The following is a 25,678-nucleotide window of genomic DNA, read 5'->3' on the forward strand; positions in this document are numbered from 1 at the left end:
GGAGCTCAGTCTACCTAGGGGAGCCGGTCGGCGCCGGCGAAGTCCGGGCTGCCTTCAGTCGCGGGCCGGGCCTCCCCGTCGAAGTCCACCAGCGGATCCCCCTCCGACCAGCTCGCCGCGGTGGCGACGGCCACGGGGGCCACCACCGTCAGGTGGAAGTCGGCGAACAGAAGATCCACGAACCAGTCCAGGTCGGCGTCGCCGATCGTGCTGTTCCCGCTGAACCCCGTCGCGTCCTCGAGTCCGTTGCCCTCGTAGGTCAAGCCCGCGCACTGGACAGCGGGAGTGTCGCCGAGGTTGACGAGGATGCTGTTGCGGATCCGCGATCCGGGAACCAGCGTCGCCTGGCACAGCAGGGCCGGCTCATCCGTGAAGCCCACGAGCGTGCTGTACCGGACATCGATGTCCGAGACCCCGGTGACATCGAGGACGGCATCCATCCCCAGGCCGCTGCGCAGCATGCTGTTTCGCATGCGCAGGACCCCATCCTCGACGACCAGGGCGTTGACCTGCGCTGGCGCGACCCGAACGCGGTCGAGCTCGAGATGGGCGCCCGAGACAACTGCACCGCTGTCGCCGTAGAGCAGGAGCCCTCGAGCGTAGAGACGGGCACCGTCGCCGGCCTCCAGGGAAACGGGGGACATCTGGAGCCGCGGATACTCGCCCTCGGCCCCGAGCAGGGCGAGCGCACGGTCGCCCGCGAGGGAGACGCCCTCGGCGTAGCCGGGCGTGTCGAGCTCGTGGAGGATGATGGTCCCGGAGCCGTCGCCGATCGCGTCAACCGCTTCGGCGATCGTCTCGAAGTCCTGGCCGCCATCGCCGTCGACATGCCAGACCATGTCCGGGCGAAGACAGAGGCCGAGGGCGAGGTCGCAGCCGGCCCCGCCCGCGCACTGGTCGTGCGCGGAGCAGGCGATGCAGGCGTGGGCGTCCGTGTCGCAGACCAGCGCGTCGTCGATGCACGGTTGCGGGTTGTCGGCGGAGCACTCGACGCACTCCCCTTCGAGGCAAACGGTCGCCTGGCCCCCGGTCAGCGCGAAGCAGGCCTCCTCGGGCTCCGGCGTGGCATCGCAGCCGACGCACTCGCCGAGCAGGCAGTAGGGCGAACTCTCGGGGCAGTCCTCGTGCGAGATGCACTCGGCGTCGGTGTCCGTGCCCAGCTCGTCGCCCGTGCCCGAGCCTGTCTCCGTCTCGGCAGTGCCCGTGTCGCTCTCGTCGGACACCTCGATGCAGCTCGCGTCCTGCCCGGCGAGGGTCCCGTTGCCGCAGGGGCTATAGCAGCCGTCCACGGGGGGCTCGGCGACACACCCGTAGGGCGCGGCGCTGCACTCCGGCTCGACGCAAAAAGGCAGGGACGGGTCGAGCTCGTCGCAGGTGCGGTCGCCCTCCGCGAAGAAGCAGTGGTCGGGGTTGGGCCGCTCGACGCGACAGCCACCAAAAACCCCGCCGAGCATGGCCGCGGCCAGCAGCGCGATCGGTCGGGCTCCTCTGCGGCCCGTGCTTCGTGTCCGCGTCATCGGCAGCACCGCATGCTAGCATCCACGCCCGCCGAGATGGGCACGACGCCACGCCAACCCGATGAGAGCGCGAACGTGAGCGAGGAGGAGCCCGAGGCCGTGCCTCTGACCTTTGTGGACGGGGCTGCCCTCGGCCGCGACCACCTCTACTTCCTGGCGTACTACGACGATCTCGATCCCGCGGTCTACGAGTGCACCGTCGGCACGTACTACGACGCGGGCGACTGGCTATCCCATGAGGACATGGGCCACGCCGCGATCTCGGCCTGCCGCTTCGAGCCGGTCCCCGACACGGCAGCCATGGTCGTGGCGCTGTCGATGCAAGGGGACGTCCACTTCCATGGCCCGCAGGGGAGCTTCGAGGAGCGGATCCCCGATGCTGGAACGCGCGAGGTCGGGAAGCTCGGCGCAATGGCCCAGGTCCGCCAGATCGGCGGGTCGCTCTATGCCTGCGGCGCCCATGGTCAGGTCTACCGGCGGACCCGGCAGGGCTGGGAGCATATCGACGGACCGATCCTCGACCGGAGCATGGAGCGGTCCCTGAGCCTCAACGGCATCGATGGCTCGGCCGAGGACGACATCCTCGTGGTCGGCTACCACGGCCGGATCCTCCGCTTCGATGGGCGGCGATGGTCCGAGCTGGATCCGCCGACGAACCTCCATCTCGAGCGTGTCTGCTGTGTCGGTCGCGGGGAGGCCTACGCCTGTGGGAACCGCGGCACCTTGCTGTGGATCCGCGGCGAGAGCATCATGGACCTGTCCGTCGACATCCCCGAGCACTTCTGGGGGATGACCGTCTTCGACGGCCGTCTCTACGTGGCCACGCTGTCGGCGATCTGGGTACTCGAGGACGGCGAGCTGCGCGAGATCGACACGGGCCTGGGCGGGGACGTGGAGTTCTATCGGCTCGACAGCTGCGAGGGCATGCTGTGGTCGATCGCGCCGAAGGATCTGATCCGGTTCGATGGCGACACCTGGGAGCGCGTTCCCTTTCCCGACAACGAGGTCTGACCGGAGCGAGCCCATGCGTGCTAGCATCCGTGGCGGTCGCCGATGGGCACGAGGGTCTACGCGAACGGCAAGAAGATCGCCTGCAAGGCCAGCGACGGAAAGTCGGTGGCCCAGTTCCCCGATGTCTGCATGACGCCTCCGACCGCGCCGCCGACCCCCTCGGGCGTGCCCGTTCCCTACCCGAACACGGCCATGGCGAAGGACTGCGAAAAGGGCAGCAAGCGGGTCAAAATCGGCGGCAAGCCTGTGATGCTCAGGGACAGGAGCTACATCGCCAGCAGCACCGGCAACGAGGCCGGGAGCGCGCCGCAGAAGAACGTGGTCACGCGGACCAACCGCGGGAAGGCCTACTTCACCGGGTGGTCCGTGAATGTTCGCTTCGAGGGCCAGAACGTGCCCCGGCATCTGGATCCGATGACCCACAACCATGCCTCGCAGCCAGGTGATGGTGGGCCGTGGGTCTACATGGATCTCACCGACGATCCGCCTGGGTTGCCGAGCGACAAGCGGTGCACGCTGACGACGTACACGAAGGGCAAGGGCGAGAACGGCTGCAAGACCATCGGCGACCACATGACGCCGCACCACTGCGTGCCCGACCACTGCTTCAAGGAGAAGAGCGATGGACCGTACTACGAGGGGGCGGTCGAGCACCGCGACGGCCTGTGCATCTGTGTCGAGGGTTCGGACAAGTACCGCAAGAAGGAGACAAACGAGAGCATCTCGCACTGGTCTTATGAGCTGTGGAGCGAGCACTACGCTGCGCTGGCGGAGCACGGGCGCATCCACGCCAAGTTCGACGAGTACGAGACACAGCTCGGCTCCAAAAGCAGGCCAAAAGGCACCACTACGCTCGGAAAGCTCGAGGAGACGGCGGCAATGGTGATCGCCCAGGTGACCGGCTGCGACGAAGACCACTTGCAGAAGCAGCTTCGCGCGTACCACAAGAGTAAGGGTCTGCCCAGGACCACGCGGCTCCGTGCAGACCCACACGGGAGCCGGCCCAATCCGCCACCGCAAAGGATGGGTCTCGCGCGCAAGAGTGGTTGAGCTGAACGATGATGGACGAGGCCCTTCGATTCTTGGAACGTGACGAGTCCCTCGCGCTCCAGCTGCGCGTGTCTGAGCTTTGCAAGCAGCTCGATGACGCTCCCGACGACGAGACGCTCTGGGACTCGCTCCAGGATTTCCTGGCGTTGCATGGCGATGCGCGTGCCGAGTGGGCTCGCGCAGGGCCACTAAAGCGGCGAGAGGTCCAACAGGCCATCCTCGGGCCGTTGGCCGACGCCTTCGTCGAGATCACGCTCAAGGGCGGGTTCGTGACATCCGTAGTGGCATGCCGTGATCAGCCGCTCGACCCCGGGGTCGTGGCGGAGGCGGCCATCCACCCAGCGTTTCGGCTCTGCCGCCGAGTTGAGCTCCCACACGTTGAGGAGGATCTGGCTCGAGTCGATCGACTGCCCGGCCTCACAGAGGTCGCTATCGGACTGCTCATTCGGCGGCGTTCCCTCCCAGCGCTGGATCACTTCACGCGCATCACGTCCTTCGACCTCGGGTGGTGTACTCGGCTCGAAGACATTCATGCAGTCCGTGCAGCGTCTGCGCTCACACGGCTTCGGATCGCCCACAGCGAGGAACTCGAGGATCTGATCCCGATCGCCGGACTTGCCTCGCTCCGGGCAGTCTCCGTCGAGTTCTGCAAGCGCCTGCAGGACATCTCTCCGCTCTCGGAGCTGCCGCAGCTAGCGGAGCTCAGCCTCGACGGAAACAAGCAGCTGACAGACATCTCGCCGTTGGCCTCGTTGACAGGGCTCGTTTCGCTCAACCTCGGTCGTTGTGACGCGCTGGAGGAGTTTGACCCACTGCTGTCCTTGTCCGGGCTGACACAATTGAAGCTCATGGGTGCATCTTGCTTTCGGGACCTCTCCTGCGTGGTGCAGGCCCGTGACCTGCGAGACCTGGACCTCGCCTTTTGCAGGGGGCTGCGCGAGATTGGAGCACTCGCGCAGCTGAAAAGCCTGGAACGGCTCGACTTTCGTCACAGCGACCAAGTGGAGGACTTCGGCCCTCTCGGCCGGCTCGAGAGCCTTACTCAACTCGAACTCGGAGGGCGCGAACTCGCGCGTTGTGCGTCCGCCCTGGCTTCGCTCTCCGCGTTGGTGTCATTGCGCCTGGAGAACGGCAGGGACATCCGGCGCCTCACGGACCTGGCTGCCCTGCCGAGGCTTAGTCACCTGAGCATAGAGAAGTTTTTCGGGGAAGACATCTCTCCGGTTGCGGCGCTGGACGGGCTGGCCTCTTTGAATATCAGAAGCACTTTCGTTGAGGATATTCGCCCACTCGCAAAACTACACGGGCTCGAGTCACTGGCTCTCAACCTGTGGGAGCTCAGTGACATCCGACCGCTCGCGTCGTTGACACGCTTGCGCGCACTGAAGATCAAGACTCATGGTGAACTCACCGAGTTCTCGGCGCTGGCCAAACTCACCGAACTCGAAGAACTCGAGCTCGAGTTCTCCCACGCGGCCGAACTCTCGGCTCTCGCCTCGCTCGATCGTCTCACTCGCCTGGACCTCAGCGGCAGTGAACCGGTCGACGACATCTCGGAGTTGTCGAGCCTGAAGTCTCTCAAGTATTTGGATGTGACAGGGTGTGACTTGGATCCCGAGCAGGTTCGGGAGTTCGTCGCCACGAGCCAGGCCCCGCTCGAAGTGGTCCTGTTCGACGAGGACTGAGCGAGGCTCGCGTCAGGGAACGTCGGCGCCAGCGACGTCCGGCGCCCCGTCCGTGGCGGGGCGGGCCTCAGATGTTTCCACGGTCGCGCCGGGGCAGTGGTCGTCGCGCCGAAGGATCTGATCCGGTTCGATGGTGAGACCTGGGAGCGCATTCCCTTTCCCGACAACGAGGTCTGACCGGAGCGAGCTCATGCGTGCTAGCATCCGCGGCGACCGCTGATGGGCACGAGGGTCTACGCCAACGGCAAGAAGATCGCCTGCAAGGCCAGCGACGGAAAGTCGGTGGCCCAGTTCCCCGATGTCTGCATGACGCCTCCGACCGCGCCGCCGACCCCCTCGGGCGTGCCCGTTCCCTACCCGAACACGGCCATGGCGAAGGACTGCGAGAAGGGCAGCAAGCGGGTCAAGATCGGCGGCAAGCCGGTGATGCTCAGGGACAGGAGCTACATCGCCAGCAGCACGGGCAACGAGGCCGGGAGCGCGCCGCAGAAGAACGTCGTCACGGGGACCAACCGCGGGAAGGCCTACTTCACCGGGTGGTCCGTGAATGTCCGCTTCGAGGGCCAGAACGTGCCCCGGCATCTGGATCCGATGACCCACAACCATGCCTCGCAGCCCGGCGACGGCGGGCCGTGGGTCTATATGGATCTCACCGACAATCCGCCTGGGTCGCCGAGCGACGAGCGGTGCACGCTGACGACCTACACGAAGGGCAAGGGCAAGGACGGCTGCAAGACGATCGGAAAGCACATGACGCCGCACCACTGCGTGCCCGACCACTGCTTCAAGGAGAAGAGCAAGGGGCCGTACTACCGACGAGCCGTCAAACACGGTGACGGCTTGTGCATCTGTGTCGAAGGCTCGGGAAAGTACAACAAGAAGAAGACCAACAAGACCATCTCGCACCGAGACTATGAGCTGTGGAGTGAGCACTACTACGCGCTGGCAGAGCATGGGCGCATTCACGCCAAGTTCGACGAGTACGAGACACAGCTCGGTTCTGACGGGGAGCCGGAAGGCACTACCACACTCGGCGAGCTCGAGGACAAGGCGGCGAAGGTGATCGCCGAGGTGACTGGCTGCAGCAAGCAACACCTGCAAGACCAGCTCCGCGCGTACCACGACAGCAAGGGCCTGCCCAAGGAAACGAGGCTTCGGGCAGATCCGGATGGGAGTCGACCGAACCCGCCGCGACCAAGGATGGGGTTCGTGCGCAATCGAACCCGATGAAGGGAGTCGACAACGGACATGACCAAGCACCAGACAATCTCAGCAGAGCGAGCCTGTGCGCTCGCATTCGCTAAAGCACCTTGGCTTCGGGAATATGTCGATTTCCGACAACGTGACTACGAGAACTCGGCGGGCGACATCATTGTCCATCTCTACTCGGGGGACACTGTGTTTGACGGAGACTTTGCCGTCGAGGCGAACTCCGTATTGGTGGATGGAAACCTCGATGTTCGGGGCGTGCTGAGCGACTGCGCCGATAGGCAATTCACACTTCTCGTCGTGCTCGGCGACCTCACCGCCCGCGACATGCTGAGCTGCGGCTCGGTGGCGGTCGACGGTTCGGTCCACGTGGAGCGACTGATCTATGTGAACTCCTTGTTTGATTGCTCGTTTGTTGTCTATGGCGACCTGTCGGCTGACGGGTTCGTGGAAGAGGGCTCCCACTCTTGGGTCGGCGGCAACATCGATACGAGGCAGATCGTGCAATGCGCCCTCCATCAGGGGCGCGGTGACGCAAAGCAGGAGTATGAGGACGGTAGCGAGGTTGAAGCATCAGAAGTCTTGCTGCCTGAGTTTCTGGATGGCGACAACACCGAGATCCGGGCAATCTTCATGGCCCAACGAGAAGGAAGGGTCGTACTCAAGTAGGTCAGGGGACGTCGGCGCCCGCGACGTCCGGCGCCCCGTCCGTGGCGGGGCGGGCCTCGCCGTCGATGTCCTGCTCGGGATCGACAGCCACGAGGGCATGCTGTGGTCGTCGCGCCGAAGGATCTGATCCGGTTCAATGGCGACACCTGGGAGCGCGTTCCCTTTCCCGACAACGAGGTCTGATCGGAGCGAGTCCATGCGTGCTAGCATCCGTGGCGACGCTGATGGGCACGAGGGTCTACGCGAACGGCAAGAAGATCGCCTGCAAGGCCAGCGACGGCAAGTTGGTGGCGGATAGGCCTTGCGCGCAAACCGGCGTAATGGGACTGTCGCAGCCGCAGAGCGACGATATGGCCGACTACCAGGAGATCCCAGTCATGCAAGCCCAAGCGCTGGTCGCCGAGAAAGCGCCCTGGCTCGAGGGCTACGCGGACTTTCGACGGCATGTGTATCCATGGACGATCAACGAGACCGTCATCCGTCTCTACCCGGGCGACGTCGTGTTCGACGGGGACTTTGCCGCTGGCCCTGACTCCGTGTTGGTCGCCGGCAGCCTGAAGGTGTCCGGTCTGCTGACGGATTGCCACGAGGCGGATCGCATGCAGCTTTACGTGCTCGGCGACGTCGAAGCCCGCGACCTGATGAGCTTCAGCGAAGTGGTCATCGGCGGTGCGGCTTGTGTCGAGCGGCTCGTCTACCTGAACTCCCTGAACGACTACTCGTTCAGCGTGTATGGGGACCTGTCGGCGGACGGGCTGGTGGAGGAGGGGATGGACTCGTGGGTCGGCGGCGAGATCGAGGCGAGGCACGTCCTATCGCTGCAAAACCAGATCCGTCAGGGGCGCGGCGAGCAGGAGCGGGACTATCCTGGCGCGGATGGAGACGACGCCACCGAGGTCTTCCTGCCTGAGTTCCTCGATGATGGGTATCCCAAGATGGCGGAGATCCTCGCTGCTCTGCGAGAGGGTAGGATCGTACTCAAGTAGGTCAGGGGATGTCGGCGCCGGCGACGTCCGGCGCCCCGTCCGTGGCGGGGCGGGCCTCGCCGTCGATGTCCTGCTCGGGATCGCCGTCCGTCCAGACCGCGGCGGTCTCGAGCGCGGGCGGGTGCATGCCCGACAGGTGGAGATCGCCGTTGAGGTAGTCGTCGAACCATCCGATGTCGAGGGCCCCCAGCGCGGTGTTGTCGCCTGTGGCCGAGCTGAGCGCTGAGGTCTTCACGGTCACGCCGGGACAGTCGACATCCGCGCCGTTGGAGGTGAGGAGGATGCTGTTGCGGACTGTACCCGACGCGTTGCCCGAGCACTGAAGGGCGGGAACAGCGACAGCGGGGGCCAGACCCAGGGTCGCATAGACGAGGTCGATGGACCCGTCAATGACATCGAGAGCAGGGTTGTTCGAGTCACCACCCAGGAAGCTGTTTTCGAGGCTCAGCGTCCCGCCGCCGTCGACGACGATGCCGCCGCCCGAGTTATTGACAACCTTGCACTGGTCCACCCAGGCGATCCCGCCGTCGACAAGCAGCCCAGCTGCGCCGTTCAGTGTCCCTGAGATCTCGATACCCCGCAGGAGCAGGACACCAGACGCGTTGACGCTAAGCGCCGCCGCTCCTGACCCTACGACTACGGGCTCCTCGTCGGGGGCGGCGAACAACGCAACGGTGGTCGAGATCGGGTTGGACTCGAGGTAGACCATTGGGTTCAGGCCGCGCTCGTGGAGATAGATGAGCACTTCGCTCGGAGCAGCAGCCAACGCCTCTTCGATGCTGCAAAACGGGGAGGCTTCGCTGCCATCGCCGACATCGCAGGGGTCGTCCGCGTCGACATGGAACACGTTGCCCGGGTCGATGCAGTTGCCCTCGGCCAGGTTGCAGGCGCTGTCGGGACACTGATCGTGATCGCTACACGCCACGCAGACGTTCGCCGCCGTGTCGCAGACCGGCGTGGTGTCCACGCAGGCCTCTTCCTTGCCCTCAGCACACTGCACGCAGCTCCCGTCGAGGCAGACGGGTGTGCTACCGTCGCCGAGGCTCGCGCAGGCCTCGTCGGCGGCGAGGAGCGCGTCGCAGGAAACGCACATCCCGGTGTTGAGGTCGCAAAAGGGCATCGCGGGATCGGTGCACTCTTCGTCGCCCATGCAGAGCATGGGATCGCCGTCCCCATCGCCATCGCCATCGCCATCCCCGTCGCCCGTGGTGGGATCCCCGTCCCCCGTTTCGGTCTCCGAGCTCGTTTGTGTCATCTCCGTGCCCTCCGATTCAGGAGTCGCGGTGCAAGCCAGCACTACACCAATTGCTATGGCGAGCGTTGTCTGTTCACGGGTCATGGGATGCGGTCGGCTCCTGCGAAATCGGGGCCCTCTTCGGTGGGCCGGGGGTCGCCGTCGATGTCGGTGGGCGAGTCGCCGGGGGTCCAGGTCGCGGCGGACTCGATGACCGCGGGGTACATCCCAGGAGCGAGGTGGAAATCGCCGCTGTCGTAGTCGAAGAACCAACCGGACGTCAGCGCTCCGAGGGCGGCATTGTCGCCCATGGACATCTCGAGAGCGCTGTCAGTGATGGTCACGCCGGTGCACTGCACCTCGTCGTCATCGGATGCTGAGACAAGCAAGCTGTTGCGGACTGTCGTTGCTGCTCCGTCTGTGCAACCGAGCGCCGCCGAGGTTCCGAAGCCTGAACCAACAGTTGTGAAGCTCATCTCCAGAGCGCCATCAACAACGTCGATCGCAGCGGTGTTGTTGACGTTGCCGCCTCCCACGAAGCTGTTCTCGAGGCTCAGCGTCCCGCCGCCGTCAACGACGATTGCTCCACCCGAGTTGTTGATGATCTGCGACTGCTCGATCCACGCTTGCCCGCCTGAGACGACCAGTCCTTCACCGCCGTTCTGCGTTCCGGCGATCGTCACGCCGCGCATGAACAAGTTGCCCGCGTTGGTCACGGTCAGCGCGGCCGTCCCACCCGCGCCGAGGAGCACCGGTGTTTCGCCTTCAGGAGCGAAGATGGCGACCGAGATCTGGATCGTGTTGGAGCTGGCGGGATACACGTACGGAACCGTCACGACCTCATGAAGGACGATGAGCGAGTTGGTGTCCGCAGAGACGAGAGCCTGGTCGAGGGTGCAAAACGGCATGCCCTCCGTGCCCCCGTCGGCCGAGCAGTTCGCGTCCCCGCTGCCATTCACATGCAGGACGTTGCCGGGGTCGATGCAGTTGCCCTCGGCCAGGTTGCAGGCGCTGTCGGGACACTGATCGTGATCGCTGCACGCCACGCAGACGTTCGCCGCCGTGTCGCAGACCGGCGTGGTGTCCACGCAGGCCTCTTCCTTGCCTTCGGCACACTGCACGCAGCTCCCATCGAGACAAACCGGCGTGTTGCCGTCGCCGAGGCTCGCGCAGGCCTCATCGGCGGCGAGGAGCGCGTCGCAGGAAACGCACATCCCGGTGTTGAGGTCGCAAAAGGGCATCGCGGGATCGGTGCACTCTTCGTCGCCCATGCAGAGCATGGGGTCGCCATCGCCATCGCCATCGCCGTCGCCGTCCCCATCCCCGTCGCCCGTGGTGGGATCCCCGTCCCCGTCGCCCGTTTCGGTCTCCGAGCTCGTTTGTGTCATCTCCGTGCCCTCCGATTCAGGAGTCGCGGTGCAAGCCAGCACTACACCAATTGCTATGGCGAGCGTTGTCTGTTCACGGGTCATGGGATGCGGTCGGCTCCTGCGAAATCGGGGCCCTCTTCGGTGGGCCGGGGGTCGCCGTCGATGTCGGTGGGCGAGTCGCCGGGGGTCCAGGTCGCGGCGGACTCGATGACCGCGGGGTACATCCCAGGAGCGAGGTGGAAATCGCCGCTGTCGTAGTCGAAGAACCAACCGGACGTCAGCGCTCCGAGGGCGGCATTGTCGCCCATGGACATCTCGAGAGCGCTGTCAGTGATGGTCACGCCGGTGCACTGCACCTCGTCGTCATCGGATGCTGAGACAAGCAAGCTGTTGCGGACTGTCGTTGCTGCTCCGTCTGTGCAACCGAGCGCCGCCGAGGTTCCGAAGCCTGAACCAACAGTTGTGAAGCTCATCTCCAGAGCGCCATCAACAACGTCGATCGCAGCGGTGTTGTTGACGTTGCCGCCTCCCACGAAGCTGTTTTCGAGGCTCAGCGTCCCGCCGCCGTCGACGACGATGCCGCCGCCTGAGTTGTTGACAACCTTGCACTGGTCCACCCAGGCGATCCCGCCGTCGACAAGCAGCCCGAACCCACCGGCATTTGCAGTGTTGGCGAGGGTGACTCCCTTCAAGAACAAGTACCCACTAGCGGAGACAGTCAGGGCCGGTGTTCCACTATTTCCACGGATGGCGGGGACCTCACCTGTAGCCGCGAAGATCGCCACAGACTTGGAGACCACGCTGGACTCCAGATACTCATCAGTCATCTCGTGCAGGATGATCACAGTTTCGTCCCCAGCAGCGGTCAATGCCTGAAGTAGGGTGCAAAACGGCATGTCCTCCGTGCCTCCGTTCGCCGCACACAAGTCATCGTCGCCATCCACATGGACAAGGGTCCCCGGGTCGATACAGTTGCCCTCGGCCAGGTTGCAGGCGCTGTCGGGACACTGATCGTGATCGCTGCACGCCACGCAGACGTTCGCCGCCGTGTCGCAGACCGGCGTGGTGTCCACGCAGGCCTCTTCCTTGCCTTCGGCACACTGCACGCAGCTCCCATCGAGACAAACCGGCGTGTTGCCGTCGCCGAGGCTCGCGCAGGCCTCATCGGCGGCGAGGAGCGCGTCGCAGGGAACACACATCCCGGTGTTGAGATCGCAAAAGGGCAACGCGGGATCGGAGCACTCCTCGTCGCCCATGCAGAGCATGCCATCGTCATCGCCGTCGGCGTCGGCATCGGCATCGGCATCGGCATCGGCATCGGCATCGCCGTCGCCGTCGCCGTCGCCGTCGTCCACGGCGAGGCAGCTGGCGTCGTCGTTGTAGCTCTGCAGCTGGCCGCAAGGCGTGTAGCAGTCGAGGTCCGTGGGCTCCTCGGTCACGCAGCCGTCGTTGTCCTGGGCCGTGTCTCCGCACATCAGGCAGTAGGGCCGCTCGTCCCCAAACTTCTCCTCGCAGGCGGCGTTGCCGTCCAGGTTCGCGCAGTGGTTCGGATCGGGCTCGACGAAGCGGCACCCCCCGAGGTTGAGCGCGAGGCCCAAGACGAAGCCGAGGGACAGGGCCGAGACGGTGAGGTGCTTGCGGTGCATGATGGTGTGCCTCTCGATCTATATTAAAAGGATCCAGACCAGCCGACCCCGACGGAGCCCGGTCCGACCAGGGGGTGGACAAGCCCGGCGTGGCGCCGCCCCTTCTTCGACCGGACAAGATCGACGACGAGCATCGTCGCTCCGGCCACGAACATCGCCCCACCGATGCCGAGCAGGGCGCCACCGACCGGCCCATGATTGGTGCCGGCGAGCTGATGCGGCGTCGGTCCCTGGTCATCGTAGACGCGTCCCCGCGCGAGCTCGACTCCCCCGCCGATGAGTCCGCCAAGGCCGACGACGCCCACGGCGATGCCCGCGTAGCCGAGGGGCCCGAGTGATTTGGCCCCCGGCTCGGGCTCGGGTTCGTCCGGGACAGAAGAAGGAGGCTCCCCGGGACCCGGCTCCGACGGCTCTGCCGACTCGGCCAGCGCCTGCTCGAGCTCGGCGAGGATCTCGCCGTGGCGGCCCTCGACCTTCTCGAGCAGGGCCGCGCTGTCGCACTGCGGGCAGGCGACCATCGGCAGCTGCAAGAGCTGCCCACCCGCCGCGATGTCGACGTTGATCTGATAGTCGAGGTTGTCCTCGTTGTAGAAGCTCAGCCGCAAGCGCACGGTCGCGTCCGCGCGCATGCTCGCGTCGAGCTCGTAGCCGGCCTCCTCGAGCGCGCTGCGGAGGTTCGCTTCGACCTCGGCCGCGAAGGGGGCCTCGGCGTCGTCGACCGGGTCCGCGACCACGACGACGCGGACTTTCTTCGCCGCGGCCTGACCCGACTCGGCGAGGGCCCGGGACGGCATGGCGAGCACGGGCACCGCGAGCGACAACCCGACACACAGACTTCCATGAAGAGCCGTTCGCCACGCGGTGCCCGCCCGCCCACGTGGACCCCGACGGTCTTCATTCTTCGCGGGTCGACGCGCGAGCGACGGTGGCTCACTCAGTCGTGCAGGCATGGCTCGTCGCCGTGGGCTGGTCGGCTCCCTCTCATCCGGGTGATTGTGCACTACCGCGGGGCGCCGCGGGGAGACGGGGCGCAGCGGTGGGGGAGAGCAAAGTACCGTGGTCGGGGTCACGCGGGGATCTCGGAGATTTCTGTGATCTTGCCGTCTTGGAGCCGAACCTTGTAGCGCATCGGTCCGATGTCCTCGATGGAGAGGCGGCCGTGGGCCTGCCAGTCGTCGCTGCCCTCAGGCAGCCAGCTGAGCCGATGGCTGCCAGTGGGGAGCTCGGCGTAGGCGCTGCGGTTCTTGACCGGGATGATCTTGCTGCCCCACTTGAGCTTGCCCTCGACGTTCGTCTCGATCAGGAACATGACACCGATCTTGGTCTTGGCCTTGGGCCTCGCTTTGGTCTTCGTCTTCGGAGGGGGCTCGCTCGCCTCCTCGTGCTGGACCTCCGGCTCGCTCGCGGATGGATCTGTCGGGTCGGAGGCCGCTACGGTGGATGGTGACGGGCTGTCAGCAGGCTGGAGCTGCGCCGGGTCGGGCTCGGGTGCGGGGTCGGGTGGAGGCTCCGGGGCCGGAGGCTCTTGCTCGGGCTTGGGCTGTGGTCCGGGCTCCGGCTGGCGGAGCTGTGCCGGGTCGGGCAGCGCAGCCGGATCGGCCGACGCGGACACGGGGGCAGGCTCCCGAAGCGCCTGCACGAGGAGCGAGAGCCCCACGAAGCAAATGCCGAGGGCAGCCAGTCCAGTAGGGATCGCCAGCCAGCGCAGACTCTCGCGGGGCTTGCTTGGCACGCTGCCTGGGGTCAGGGCCGGGGCCGAGTCAGGCTCGGGAGCCGAGGTGGCAGGCAAGAGCTCGGTTGGCGGGATCTCGTCCTCGTCCTCTTGTTCTTCGGGCGTGGACACCTCGGGTGTGGGCGCCTCGGGCGTCGCCGCAGGGACGGAGGCCACGCCAGCCGCGCCCTCGCTCAGCTGCTGTGTCATGCCCGAGCGCGCCCGCCCGACCAGGCGGGCATACTCACGCTGCAGCTGGACCGCCGCAGCGAGGTAGCGAGGGCAGTGCTCGACCAGCACCTCCCGGGCCTCGCTCGCGCTCGGCCGCTCCCGCGGATCCGTGGCGATCATGCGCTGGCGCAGCTCGTCGAGCCACGCGGGCACGTCGTCGCGCTTCAGCGCGGGCGGAGGCCCCATGAGCACGCGGCTGCGAAAGCGGTCGGGCGTGAGTCCGTCGAGGAAGCGCTCGCCCTCGAGCAGCTCGTGCAGGACCACGCCCAGCCCGTAGATATCGGTTGCGCGCTGGGGATCGCCGCCCAGCTGCTCGGGCGACATGTAGCGTGGGGTCCCGATGGCGCGGGACATGGGCCCCGCCGTCGCGGCGAAGCGGGCGATCCCGAAGTCCGTCAGCTTCACCTCGCCGCACGAGGACAGCAAAATGTTGCCGGGCGTGACGTCCGAGTGGATCACGCCGGCGTCCGAGTCCCCGACGACGCGCCCATGGGCGTAGTCGAGGGCGAAGAGGACCTCGCCGATGATGTAGGTGACCAGATCGAGATCGAGGCGGACGACCGCGCGCTGTCTCGCCGCGGCCAGGAAGCTGCGCAGGTTGACGCCGTCGACCCGCTCCATGACGAGGAAGGGCCGACCGTCGCTGGCCGTGTCCAGGTCGGTGACCTTGACGATCCGGCCGTGGTCGAGCTGGGTGGCGATGACCGCCTCGGCGAGGAACATCCGCCGCTCCCGGGCTGTCTCGGTGAAGTCCGCGTGCAGCAGCTTGATCGCGCAGGGCACCACGACGCCGCTGTCCTTGACCCTCAGGGCCTCCCAGACTTCGCCCATGCCGCCGCGACCGATGCGGCGAGCGAGCCGATACTCTTCGGTGAGCCGATCCATGGGAGCGTCTGCGAGAGACGCAGACCATAGCACGGCGGCCTCGAACGGCCTTGCGTGGCTTCGGGTCGTGCGGCAGGCTGGCAGGCGATGCAGTGGGTCCTTCGTTTCGCCCTGGCGGCCGGCGTCTTCGTCGGGTCGGTCGATTCGGCGAGAGCGGCGGAGCCCGAAACTGCTCGGGACGAGATCATCGACGTGGAGATCGATGTCGCGGACCTTCCCGAGAGCTGGGCGGGGATCGAGGTCGACGCCGAGACCGAGATCCAGCGGATGCTGGCGGAGGAGAGCGAGCTCCCGCCGGGGGTCATCCTCGCCGATGACCGCCAGGTGCTCGTCGAGATCCGCCCGAGCCCGATGCCCGGCACGGATGATCTGCTGGTCCATGTCGAGGTCCGGCTCGAGGGCGAGACGGTCGGCGAGAGTGTGACCGACAGCTGCCTGAGCTGCACGACCGCGGGCGTCGCGGAGCTGGTCATGAGGCTGCTTCTACCGCTCTTGCCGGGGCTGCCGGAGCCCGTGGAGGAGGAGCCGCTTGGTCCCGCTCCGGACATGGTCGACGCGCCCGCACCGGAGCCCGTGGGCAAGCGCCCGGTTTCGCCGCTGCTGATCGCAGGGGCCACGCTTTTGGGCGGTGGGCTCATCAGTGTCGGCGTCGGGGCCGGGCTGATGGCCGTCGACGAGCGCGTGGTCTCACCGCCTGGCGCGGGGCACCTCGAGGTCATCAAGTACCGCGAGGTAGGGGTCGCCACGGCGGTCATCGGCGGTGCGGCGGCGCTGGGGGGAGCCGTGATGCTGGGGGTCGCTCTCGGCCAGCGGCGCGACCTTCGGGTCGCGGCCGCGCCGACGCTCGGCCCAGGGCTGTGGGGCCTCTCGTTGAGCGGACGATTCTGAGCCGGGCCGGACTCAGGGGAGGCGGAGTCGGCCGATCGCCTCCAGCTGCACCCGGGCCCAGCTGCGCGAGGCGAGCGACGCGGCTCCGGCTGTGAGCAGCTGCGCGAGTAGGGCCAGGGTGTGGCGACGACGCAGCGGCTGCTCGAGCAGTCCACGGCGCAGCGACTCTCCATCGAGCACGGAGCCGGCGAGGTAGATCGTCTCGCGGTTGAAGCGATGCTCGTTGCGTGCCCACCAGGCGCGGATGCCTTCAGGGTCAGGTTGTGGCAGGAGCTCCTCGGGAATGAACTCGAGGCTGGTCGGCTCATCGGCCAGCGCGGGGAGCTCGTCGTCGACCGGGCGCGAACCGAGCCAGAGCGACTCGTCCCGCATGGGCAAGCCAACGATCGAGGTGATCGCCTCGCCCGCCAGAGGCCCCACGGCGTTGTCGTCCAGCCAAGGCAGGGCCGCGACGACGGCCTCGCTCCGTCCTGTGAACCCGGCAGCCCACAGGGCGTCGGGGCGAGCCTCGGGGTCATCGAGCAAAGCCAGCAGGGTCGTCAGATCCCGCTCGCCGCCCACCAGCGCCATCCACAGCAGCGCCTGGCGGCGAAAGCCCTGGTCCGATGTTCCGAAGGCCCAGTGCCGGGCCGCGTCGACCGAGCCCGCGAGGCCGCGGACCAGCCCGGTCTCGACAGCTGCGCACACGACCCGCGGATCTCCATGGCGCTCGAGGGCCGCCACCCTGGCCAGCTGCGCGGGCCCTCCGGTTCGGGCGAGCGTCGCCGCGGCCTCGAGCACGGCAGGATCCTCGCTGGCCAGGAGCGGGTCCAGGCCCTCGTCCAGCTCGGCCCCTCTCCTCGCCAGTGCGCGGGCGAGCCCGGCGATGCGAGGTCCCGCATTTTCGTCGAGCTGCCCGGCCAGCCACCTATCAAAGCCCCGCCTGCGCGACAGCGCGAAGGCCTCGACGATACCGAGCCAACGCTCGTCGCCGGCCTGGCAGTCCTCGAGCGTCGTGCCCAGCCAGGCCCAGTCGGTACGGTTTCCCAGGTCGAGGATGCCCAGGCCTCCCACCAGAGCCTTCGAGCCATACGGCCCCGCCACGGCCGGCCAGAACAGACGGTCGAGCACCTGCGGCCCCGGCAGGCGCACGGCCTCGAGGTGCGCCCGCAGCCTGGCCTCGGTCGTCCCGGCGAGTTCGGCGAGGGTCATGTCGGGCTGGTCGAAGGCGCCGCGCCAGAGCTCGGCCATGAACTCGGCCTCCGCGAAGTGGCGCTCGACGATCTCCCACATCGGGCCCGTTGGCCTACGCAGGTTTCGCAAGGTGGCCGCATGCTAGCATCCCCGCCGGATCTGCGGACGTTCGCCTGTGCGCTTGCAAAACGCGACACCGCTGCTCGCCTCGTGCTTCGTCAGCGTCGACCCCGAGGGCCACGAGCGGGCCGTCGTTGTCGTCAAGGGCACGTTCGGGATCCCGCGCGCGGGGGGAGCTCCCGCGCTCGTCGATGAGCATGAGCGCGATCCCTTCGTCCACGCCGACACCTTCACCGGCGAGCCGGGCAGGTCGGCGATGGTCAGGGAGTGCGAGTTCGTCCCCTTCAAGCCCCGGTGCGACGTGCTGCTCCTCGGCGCTGCCCATGCTCCGCCCGGCCAGACCGTCGAGAAGATCGAGGTCGCCCTGCGCGTGGGCGCGCTGACCAAGCACTTCGAGGTCGTGGGCGACCGGTACTGGACAATGGGCGCGCTCGGGCTCCGGCCCAGCAAGTCGGCGAAGCCCTTCTCGCGGCTGGAGCTCAGCTACGACGTTGCCTATGGAGGTAGCGACACGAAGGGCGCCTACGGCCCCAACCCGGTCGGCCGCGGGTATTTCGACGGGACACCGCGGCGGGAGCAGCTCGGCCAGCCCGTGCCCAATTCCCAGGAGTCCGGCTGCCCGATCACCTCGCCCAGCGGACGCTATCGGCCCATGTCCTTCGGCCCTGTTGGGCGCAATTTCGCGGATCGCCTCGAGCTCGCGGGCACCTACGACGATGCGTGGCTCGAGCATGTGTTCCCTGGCCTGCCCGAAGATTTTCGCCACGGCTACTTCCAGTCGGCCCCTCTCGACCAGCAGATGTCCTACCCCGAGGGCGGCGAGCCCGTCCAGCTCCTCAACCTGAGCGCCGAGCCGATCCCGCCCTTCGTGCTGCCGACCCTCGACTTGCCAGTCTGCTTCGTGATGGCCGACAACACCGAGACCACGCTCGCTCCGGTGCTCGACACGATCGTCATCGAGCCCGACCGCGGACGGCTCCAGCTGTTGTGGCGCACCTCGATCCTCCTGAGCCAGGGCCCGGATGGGCTGCGCGAGATCGCCGTGGGCCGGATGCCGACCGGGTGGCGTCGTGCTCGCGCGTCGGGGAAACGCTATTTCCGGTCGCTGGCCGAGCTCGTGGACGCGATGGAGGGGACCCGCTGATGGCGCTCGCGCTCATCGGCGCCGGGATGGTGACCTCGGTCGGCTACGACGCGCCGGCCACATGCGCCGCAATCCGATGCGGGCTCAACCGCTTCGAGGAGACCCGGTTCAGGTTTGGCGGCGAGTGGGTCATCGGTGCGTCGATCCCCTTGCCGGGGAGCCCGAGGGGCATCGAACGGCTGCTGACGATGGCGGCGACGCCGATCGAGGAGTGCCTGGGTCAGCTGCCTGCGGGAGAGGCCAGGGACACGGCGTGGGTGGTCTGCCTATCCGAGACCGACCGGCCCGGGCGGCCGGCGGGGCTCGATGAGGCCTTCGCGGTCGAACTCCGCACGCTGCTTGTCGGCGCCGAACGGCTCGGCCAGCACTCGCAGCTCCTCACGGGCGTGCTGTCTCCGGTCCGCGGGCTGCTCTGGCTCGACGAGGTCATCGCCAGCAAGCGTGCGAAGTACGGCATCCTGGCGGCGGCCGATGGATTTCTCCACGCGGCCACGCTCGAGGGCCTCGACGACCGAGGTGCTCCGTTGAGCACCGTCGATGGCGGGGACCTCGTGCCGGGCGAAGCAGGGGGAGCTATCGCCGTCGCGTCGCCGAGGGAAACCTCGGGCGAGCTCCAGTGCCTCGGGATCGGCTGGGGCCACGAACTCGCAGTGCCCGGGAGCGGGCAGCCTCTTCGAGGCGAGGGTCTCGCAGCCGCGTGTCGCGGCGCGCTCGAGTCCTCGGGCGTCGCCGACAACGGATGCGGCTTGCGGAATATCGACTACCGCATCGCCGACCTCGGGGGCGATCGGAGGCAGGGGTTCCGGGAGGCGGCCCTCGCCCAGGCCCGGGTCATGCGGGTGCGCAAGGCCGAGCTCGATCTGTGGCTCCCCTCGGAGAGCCTCGGGCATGTGGGAGCGGGAGCGACCCCGATCTCCCTTGGCCTTGCTCTCGACGCGTCGCGCCGGGGCTACGCGCCCGGTTCGGGCGTGCTCATGCAGTTCGGCGCCGATGATGGAGGGCGCGCGGCGGTCGTGCTGCGTGAGCAGGGTCGGCCGAGTCGGCCGACCCTCGATTGATGGGAGATGCTTCCTTTTTGTCGCGTTCGCCGAGGGGCCCGCCTGCGCTTCGCTCCCGCGGTCGGGCTCCCTCGACGCGAGCTCCATTGAGTAGGTGAATTGGTTAGGTATTCCATCGGCAGATATGCAGTGTGCATAGTCACAAACGGTGAGTTTGGATCTGGGATATGAAGTGTAGGTTCGTCGCACGCGGGGTTGGGCGCAGTGAAACCCCGGTCTTGCGTGCAAAATGACGAATTCGGGGTCTGAGGTGGGTGTGGTGGGCTGTTTGAAAATTGAAGAGAGAGACATGAACGGAGTTCACCCACGCGCGAAATCGCCCTGCGTGCAAAATGCCTGAGAAAGCTTGTAATTTCATGGGGTTAGAAAATAGCCCCTTCCGCCCTCGTTTGAGGGCGGCCCCGTTGAAGCTCGAGTTTTGACACCTCTTCCGCCCAAATATCAATCCCTTCCGCCCTCGTTTGAGGGCGGCCCCGTTGAAGCTCAATCACGGTCGCCGGGTTGCCAGTGGCCACGCCCGTCCTTCCGCCCTCGTTTGAGGGCGGCCCCGTTGAAGCTACAATTTGTAAGTGCGGTCACTCTCCCCCTCGCCTTCCGCCCTCGTTTGAGGGCGGCCCCGTTGAAGCCGGCCGGCGACGAGCGCAAGACACTAGAGCCGGTGGAGCCTTCCGCCCTCGTTTGAGGGCGGCCCCGTTGAAGCGGGCAGATCGGGCGCAATGCGCAAGACGGCACCCTCCCTTCCGCCCTCGTTTGAGGGCGGCCCCGTTGAAGCCTGAAGGGCAGTTGCTACAGTTCCGGGACGACCTGTCCTTCCGCCCTCGTTTGAGGGCGGCCCCGTTGAAGCGTCGCCGGCCGGAATCACGCTGGAGATTTGCAGGGTCACCTTCCGCCCTCGTTTGAGGGCGGCCCCGTTGAAGCCACCACCCGCACATCGGCCTCGCGGATCTGGTCAATCAGCCTTCCGCCCTCGTTTGAGGGCGGCCCCGTTGAAGCACCCAAGAAAGACACGACATGCAAGAACAAAACCAGTACCCTTCCGCCCTCGTTTGAGGGCGGCCCCGTTGAAGCATTGCGTCTTGGCGGACAAGGTGGTCGGTCCAGGAGCCTTCCGCCCTCGTTTGAGGGCGGCCCCGTTGAAGCGGCATAGCGCGCGCTGTGTGCCTTGCGTGTGCGACCTTCCGCCCTCGTTTGAGGGCGGCCCCGTTGAAGCACGCGTCCGGGGCCGGCTACTGCATCAAAATCTACCTGCCTTCCGCCCTCGTTTGAGGGCGGCCCCGTTGAAGCACGCGTCCGGGGCCGGCTACTGCATCAAAATCTACCTGCCTTCCGCCCTCGTTTGAGGGCGGCCCCGTTGAAGCGGCCTCCTCGCCACCACGGCGCTCGTCGCCTGGGCCTTCCGCCCTCGTTTGAGGGCGGCCCCGTTGAAGCCGCAGCGGTGAGCGCGACGGTGAAGTCGTCGACCCAGCCTTCCGCCCTCGTTTGAGGGCGGCCCCGTTGAAGCATGGCCGCGGCGTGCCCCAGCTCCTGGTATGCCTCGACGCCTTCCGCCCTCGTTTGAGGGCGGCCCCGTTGAAGCGGGCTGCCTCGCACCACCGGTGACGCGCGGACCGGCTCCTTCCGCCCTCGTTTGAGGGCGGCCCCGTTGAAGCAAGGGGCGCGCTTCAGGGAGGAAGAGGTCTCGCCAGTCCTTCCGCCCTCGTTTGAGGGCGGCCCCGTTGAAGCGCGTCGGTCTCGACCACGTGAGCGTCGAGATCGGCCGAGCCTTCCGCCCTCGTTTGAGGGCGGCCCCGTTGAAGCGGATCAAAGCTCCGGTATGCGGCCAAGAGAACTTGCCCTTCCGCCCTCGTTTGAGGGCGGCCCCGTTGAAGCCGCTGGAGGGACCGCGACGATTCCCGGGTTCGGCCGGCCCTTCCGCCCTCGTTTGAGGGCGGCCCCGTTGAAGCTATCCCTGCGCCGTCGGGATCTGGCACGCGCCCTAATCCCCTTCCGCCCTCGTTTGAGGGCGGCCCCGTTGAAGCGTGTATTCTGGGCCGATGACGGCGCGCGTGTTCCCAACCTTCCGCCCTCGTTTGAGGGCGGCCCCGTTGAAGCAGTCGGTGCCGAAGCGAGCCCAGCTTGTGATCGGCCTTCCGCCCTCGTTTGAGGGCGGCCCCGTTGAAGCACCACGGTTCGCTCCTGGTTGGTGAGCTCGCTGAGCCTTCCGCCCTCGTTTGAGGGCGGCCCCGTTGAAGCACGTCGATGCAGTCGGAGAAGAGCAGCTTCATGCCTTCCGCCTTGGTCTGAGGCGGCCCCATGTCGCTGATTCCCTCGTCGACGAACTGGCCCTCGAACTCCGTCGTCATGGTCTCAGGGGTGACTTCCAGGACCTCGGTGATCGACGACAATAACTTTTGCCGGTCGACGACAACTAAACCTGCCGGTCCGAGCCAGCCAGAACGCGCGTGGGACGCTGGGGAGCAGGAGCCCCCACGTGGTCACGGACGAGCAAGTACGGCTGCTACGGAGCAAGATGAACCAAGGCAAGACACAGCAGGCCGCAGCAGCGGCGGCGGGAATGAGCGTGAGGTCGGCGCGGAAGTGGCAGAGCGGGCCACTGCCCTCGCAGACCAAGGAGCCGCGGCACTGGCGGACGCGCAAGGATCCCTTCGAGGGGGTGTGGGAGGAGAAGATCGTCCCGCTGCTCGAGCGGGACAAGGAGGGCGAGCTCGAAGCCAAGACGCTGCTGAAGCAGCTGATCGAGGAGAAGCCCGAGCGCTTCAACCAGGGCCAGCTGCGGACGATGCAGCGGCGGGTCCGGGACTGGCGAGCGCTGCACGGACCAGACAAGGAGGTCTACTTCCAGCAAGAGCACCCGCCCGGCGAGGAAGCGGCGCTGGACTTCACCAACTGCAACGAGCTGCAGGTGACGATCGCGGGCGAGCCCTTCCGCCACCTGCTCTTCGAGCTGGTCCTGGTCGCGAGCGCGTGGACCTGGGCCTGCGTGGCGCTGTCGGAGAGCTACGAGGCGCTGGTCGAGGGGCTCCAGCGGGCACTGTGGGCCCTGGGCGGGGTGCCGCGGAAGCTGACCCTCGACAACATGTCGGCGGCGACGCACGAGCTGAAGAAGGCGCGGGGCCGGAGCCTCAACAAGCGCTTCGCGGACGCGTGCACGCATCTGGGCATCGAGACGGTCCGGCGCATCAACGTGGGCAAGTCGCACGAAAACGGCGCGGTCGAGGTCCGGCATCGGCGAACCAAAAAGCTGCTGAAGCAGGCGCTGATCTTGCGGGGCAGCCGGGACTTCGCCAGCGTCGAGGATTACGAGCGCTTCGTCCAGCAGACCCTCGAGCGCGAGCACAACCAGCACGTCACGGCGAAGCTCGAGCTCGAGAGCCCCTTGCTGAGGCCGCTGCCGATCAAGCCGGTGCCGACCTACACGACCGAGACGCCGAAGGTCCGGCGCTGGAGCACGATCAAGGTGCGGGGGCGGATCTACTCGGTGCCTTCGCAGCTGATCGGCCACCAGGTCGAGGTCCGGCTGCACGCCAACGAGGTCGAGCTGCGCTACGGCGGTGAGGTGGTCGAGACCTTCCCGCGGCTGCGAGGCGAAGGCGCGCACCGCATCGACTACCGCCACGTGATCGCCTCCTTGGTGCGCAAGCCCGGGGCCTTCCCCAACTACTGCTTCCGCGAGGAGCTGTACCCCTCGCTGATCTTCCGCCGGGCCTACGACGCGCTCGAGCGCGCTCGACCCGGGCGCGGCCACGTCGACTACGTGAGGATCTTGCACCTCGCGGCGATGACGATGGAGTCGACGGTCGAGGCCGAACTCGCGCAGCTGCTCGAGGCCGGCGCGCCCTTCGACTACGCGACGGTCAAGCAGCGGGTCCAGCCCACGGAGTCCGAGGTCCCGCAGCTCGAGGTCGGCGAGCCCGATCTGGGCGTCTACGACGAGCTGCTCGGAGGTGCGGCGTGAACCCTCGACCCCCCGCCCACGCCGAGCAGATCACCACGCTGCTGCGCAGCTTCAAGCTGACGACCGCGGCCGAGGAGCTGGTCCCGCGCCTGGTCACCGACGGCCACGAGCCAGCGCTGGCGACGATCGCCGAGGTCCTGGACCTCGAGGCCGAGGCCCGCCACGCTCGCCGAGTCGCTCGCCTGCGCCGGGCCTCGAAGCTCAGCGTCGGCAAGACCTTCGAGACCCTCGACGACAAGCGGCTGCCGCGACCGGTGGTCCGCAAGCTCCGCGAGCTGCAAGCCGGCGACTTCCTCGACGAGGCGATCAACGTGCTGGCCTTCGGCCTGCCCGGCGTCGGCAAGAGCCACGCCCTCGCGGCCCTCGGCCACGCCCTCGTCGAGCAGGGCCGCTCGGTGCTGTGGACGCCGACCTACTCGCTGATCCAGGAGCTGCTCGCGGCCAAGCGAGATCTGGAGCTGCCCCGGAAGCTGCGTCGGCTCGACAACTTCGAGCTCGTGATCCTCGACGACATCGGCTACGTCAAGCAGTCGGCCGAGGAGGCCGAGGTCCTCTTCACCCTGCTGGCCGAGCGCTACGAGCGACGCTCGACGGCGCTGACGAGCAACCTGGTCTTCAGCGAGTGGGACCGGATCTTCAACAACAAGATGGCGACCTCGGCCGCGATCGACCGGCTCGTGCACCACTCGGTGATCCTGGAATTCAACGTGCCCAGCTACCGGACCGAGAAGGCCAAGGGGCGCAAGAAGGGCTGACGCCCGACGACAACTACACCGGGCTGCGACAACTGCCCGAACGACAACTACCCCGCGCGCGAGGTCGCCGTGCACGGGGACGCGCAAGTCTCGCACCGGCAGGAATAATCGTCGCCAATCGGAAAAAATAATTGACGCTGATCACCTCGGGTCACGGAAGCTTTGTTGCATATCGTTTCTCGCCACAGCGAGAGAGATTATATCGATCTCCGAGCGCCTACCGCTTCATCCAGCAGCAATCCCCCCGACTCCGTGGCGGAGACACCCCCCGATGAGAGAGGCGCACAAAAGGGGCAGCAGGGGACCCTTCCCGCGAGTTTAGCGTACACAACCTCAACTTCGGAGCGACACCCCACAAAGAGGCAGCCAATTGCCTCACCTCATCGACCGAAGTCAGCGATCTGTCTGAGCGGGAAGGGTCCCCTGCTGCCCCGTGCGCCTGCCCCGACGGCCGAGAAACTCCCCGCAAAAGACCAGCAAGCCCCCCCGCAAAAGACCAGCAAGCCCCCCCGCAAAAGACCAGCAAGCCCCCGCTCACCCCCCCCAACTCACCCGAGCAAACGCACTATGATTATGAATCGACTCATGATTCTCCGCATGCACCTCGAACCAAACAACCCGAGGATCATCCCGAAGCACCCGAGCCGCATTCCTCACCATATCCTCGACAAACACAGGGTTATCATAAGCCTGCATCGTCACATGCCGCTCATCCGGCCGCTTCAGCAGCGGATACACCGGCGCAGAAGCACAGCGCTCCGCCAGCTCGACCAGCTCCTCGATCCACACCAGCGCCGGCTCCCCCCGTGAATCGCTCCCCGTCCGCACCGAAATGCTCACATACCCTCGCTGATTGTGCGCCCCATAATCCGAGATCGCCTTGCTACACGGACACAAGCTCGTCACCGGCACCCGCACCCGCAGCACGAAATCATCCCGCTCCCCCTCCAGCTCCCCGATGAACGCACACTCGTAATCCATCAGCGCCCGCGCCCCGCTCACCGGCGCCGCTCGCTCCAGGAAGTAAGGGAAGCGCACCTCGATATGCGCCGAATCGGCGTCCAAGCGCTCGCGGAGATCACGGAGGATCTTCGGCAGGGTGCGCATCGTCACCTCGCCATGGTGCTCCGCCAGCGCCTCCACGAAGCGGCTCATGTGCGTGCCCTTTTGCTCCCGCGGCAGCGACACCGACATCGAGATATCCGCCACCGTGCGCTGCTTCTCGGCCGCGCGGTCGAGGACCACGATCGGGTGGCGCAGGCCGCTGACGCCGACCTGATCGAGGGCGAGCTCGCGGTCATCTGGGAGGGCCTGGACATCCTGCATGACTCGGCCATGTAGCACCTCGGCAGCCCGCGTTCCATCGGCGCCGAGGCCGTGC

19 protein-coding genes and 1 CRISPR repeat array are annotated in these 25,678 nt (G+C 66.9%); of the genes, 11 read left to right on the forward strand and 8 right to left on the reverse strand.

The annotated features are described in order from the left end of the window. Nucleotides 1–14 precede the first annotated feature (14 nt). Nucleotides 15–1,517, reverse strand: a complete 1,503-nt coding sequence (locus tag G6O69_RS12990) for a hypothetical protein (protein WP_172303820.1) — start codon at nucleotides 1,515–1,517, stop codon at nucleotides 15–17. A gap of 12 nt (nucleotides 1,518–1,529) precedes the next feature. Between G6O69_RS12990 and G6O69_RS12995 the strand changes: the two genes are divergently transcribed. From G6O69_RS12995 to G6O69_RS13020, 6 genes are all read left to right on the forward strand, one after another. After that, nucleotides 1,530–2,528 (forward strand): hypothetical protein, encoded by a 999-nt coding sequence (locus tag G6O69_RS12995; RefSeq protein ID WP_176396804.1) that lies wholly within the window; start codon nucleotides 1,530–1,532, stop codon nucleotides 2,526–2,528. 42 nt (nucleotides 2,529–2,570) lie between these two features. Further along, the gene (locus tag G6O69_RS13000) at nucleotides 2,571–3,578 is read left to right on the forward strand and encodes a PAAR-like domain-containing protein (protein ID WP_172303822.1); all 1,008 of its coding nucleotides are present in this window, start codon (nucleotides 2,571–2,573) and stop codon (nucleotides 3,576–3,578) included. An 8-nt stretch (nucleotides 3,579–3,586) separates the two neighbouring features. Continuing rightward, nucleotides 3,587–5,263 (forward strand): leucine-rich repeat domain-containing protein, encoded by a 1,677-nt coding sequence (locus tag G6O69_RS13005; RefSeq protein WP_172303823.1) that lies wholly within the window; start codon nucleotides 3,587–3,589, stop codon nucleotides 5,261–5,263. Nucleotides 5,264–5,482: 219 nt separating this feature from the next. Then, nucleotides 5,483–6,493 carry a PAAR-like domain-containing protein gene (locus G6O69_RS13010; protein WP_172303824.1) on the forward strand — a complete coding sequence of 337 codons (1,011 nt, stop codon included), beginning with the start codon at nucleotides 5,483–5,485 and terminating at the stop codon, nucleotides 6,491–6,493. Between the two features lie 18 nt (nucleotides 6,494–6,511). Next, the gene (locus G6O69_RS13015) at nucleotides 6,512–7,141 is read left to right on the forward strand and encodes a hypothetical protein (protein WP_172303825.1); all 630 of its coding nucleotides are present in this window, start codon (nucleotides 6,512–6,514) and stop codon (nucleotides 7,139–7,141) included. A 212-nt stretch (nucleotides 7,142–7,353) separates the two neighbouring features. After that, complete coding sequence (locus G6O69_RS13020; RefSeq protein ID WP_172303826.1) at nucleotides 7,354–8,127, forward strand: hypothetical protein; 774 nt, start codon at nucleotides 7,354–7,356, stop codon at nucleotides 8,125–8,127. A 1-nt stretch (nucleotide 8,128) separates the two neighbouring features. On the opposite strand, the gene G6O69_RS13025 is transcribed toward G6O69_RS13020, so the two are convergent. The 5 genes from G6O69_RS13025 to G6O69_RS13045 all read right to left on the reverse strand — a co-directional run bounded on the left by G6O69_RS13025 (nucleotide 8,129) and on the right by G6O69_RS13045 (nucleotide 15,204). Beyond that, nucleotides 8,129–9,382: a hypothetical protein gene (locus G6O69_RS13025; protein ID WP_176396805.1), complete on the reverse strand. Its 1,254-nt coding sequence runs from the start codon at nucleotides 9,380–9,382 to the stop codon at nucleotides 8,129–8,131. Nucleotides 9,383–9,462: 80 nt separating this feature from the next. Further along, nucleotides 9,463–10,749: a hypothetical protein gene (locus G6O69_RS13030; protein ID WP_176396525.1), complete on the reverse strand. Its 1,287-nt coding sequence runs from the start codon at nucleotides 10,747–10,749 to the stop codon at nucleotides 9,463–9,465. Between the two features lie 80 nt (nucleotides 10,750–10,829). After that, a complete protein-coding gene (locus G6O69_RS13035) occupies nucleotides 10,830–12,377 on the reverse strand; it encodes a hypothetical protein (RefSeq protein WP_172301246.1) in 1,548 nt (515 codons plus the stop codon). 23 nt (nucleotides 12,378–12,400) lie between these two features. Then, nucleotides 12,401–13,180 carry a hypothetical protein gene (locus tag G6O69_RS13040; RefSeq protein WP_176396806.1) on the reverse strand — a complete coding sequence of 260 codons (780 nt, stop codon included), beginning with the start codon at nucleotides 13,178–13,180 and terminating at the stop codon, nucleotides 12,401–12,403. 263 nt (nucleotides 13,181–13,443) lie between these two features. Next, the gene (locus tag G6O69_RS13045) at nucleotides 13,444–15,204 is read right to left on the reverse strand and encodes a serine/threonine-protein kinase (RefSeq protein ID WP_172303829.1); all 1,761 of its coding nucleotides are present in this window, start codon (nucleotides 15,202–15,204) and stop codon (nucleotides 13,444–13,446) included. Between the two features lie 54 nt (nucleotides 15,205–15,258). Here G6O69_RS13045 and G6O69_RS13050 point away from each other — a divergent pair, with 54 nt between their 5' ends. Next, nucleotides 15,259–16,092 (forward strand): hypothetical protein, encoded by an 834-nt coding sequence (locus tag G6O69_RS13050; RefSeq protein ID WP_176396807.1) that lies wholly within the window; start codon nucleotides 15,259–15,261, stop codon nucleotides 16,090–16,092. 12 nt (nucleotides 16,093–16,104) lie between these two features. Here G6O69_RS13050 and G6O69_RS13055 read toward each other — a convergent pair whose 3' ends face one another. Beyond that, nucleotides 16,105–17,394, reverse strand: a complete 1,290-nt coding sequence (locus tag G6O69_RS13055; RefSeq protein WP_172303831.1) for a hypothetical protein — start codon at nucleotides 17,392–17,394, stop codon at nucleotides 16,105–16,107. Between the two features lie 46 nt (nucleotides 17,395–17,440). Between G6O69_RS13055 and G6O69_RS13060 the strand changes: the two genes are divergently transcribed. From G6O69_RS13060 to istB, 4 genes are all read left to right on the forward strand, one after another. After that, entirely contained in the window at nucleotides 17,441–18,529 is a 1,089-nt protein-coding gene (locus G6O69_RS13060) for a DUF2169 domain-containing protein (RefSeq protein ID WP_176396808.1), read from the forward strand. Between the two features lie 26 nt (nucleotides 18,530–18,555). Next, on the forward strand, nucleotides 18,556–19,587 hold the full coding sequence (locus G6O69_RS13065) for a hypothetical protein (protein WP_176396809.1): 1,032 nt from the start codon (nucleotides 18,556–18,558) through the stop codon (nucleotides 19,585–19,587). Nucleotides 19,588–19,962: 375 nt separating this feature from the next. Then, nucleotides 19,963–21,888: direct repeats of the CRISPR family, unit length 36 nt; unit sequence CCTTCCGCCCTCGTTTGAGGGCGGCCCCGTTGAAGC. Nucleotides 21,889–22,096: 208 nt separating this feature from the next. Continuing rightward, a complete protein-coding gene (gene istA / locus G6O69_RS13070; protein ID WP_172301650.1) occupies nucleotides 22,097–23,542 on the forward strand; it encodes an IS21 family transposase in 1,446 nt (481 codons plus the stop codon). Beyond that, nucleotides 23,539–24,297, forward strand: coding sequence for an IS21-like element helper ATPase IstB (gene istB, locus G6O69_RS13075; protein WP_172301648.1), 759 nt, complete (start codon nucleotides 23,539–23,541; stop codon nucleotides 24,295–24,297). Before istA ends, istB begins: the two co-directional genes overlap by 4 nt. Before the next feature lie 534 nt (nucleotides 24,298–24,831). Here istB and folE2 read toward each other — a convergent pair. Beyond that, nucleotides 24,832–25,623, reverse strand: coding sequence for a GTP cyclohydrolase FolE2 (gene folE2, locus G6O69_RS13080; RefSeq protein ID WP_172303834.1), 792 nt, complete (start codon nucleotides 25,621–25,623; stop codon nucleotides 24,832–24,834). Nucleotides 25,624–25,678: the final 55 nt, after the last annotated feature.

This window comes from Pseudenhygromyxa sp. WMMC2535 (genome assembly GCF_011083025.2).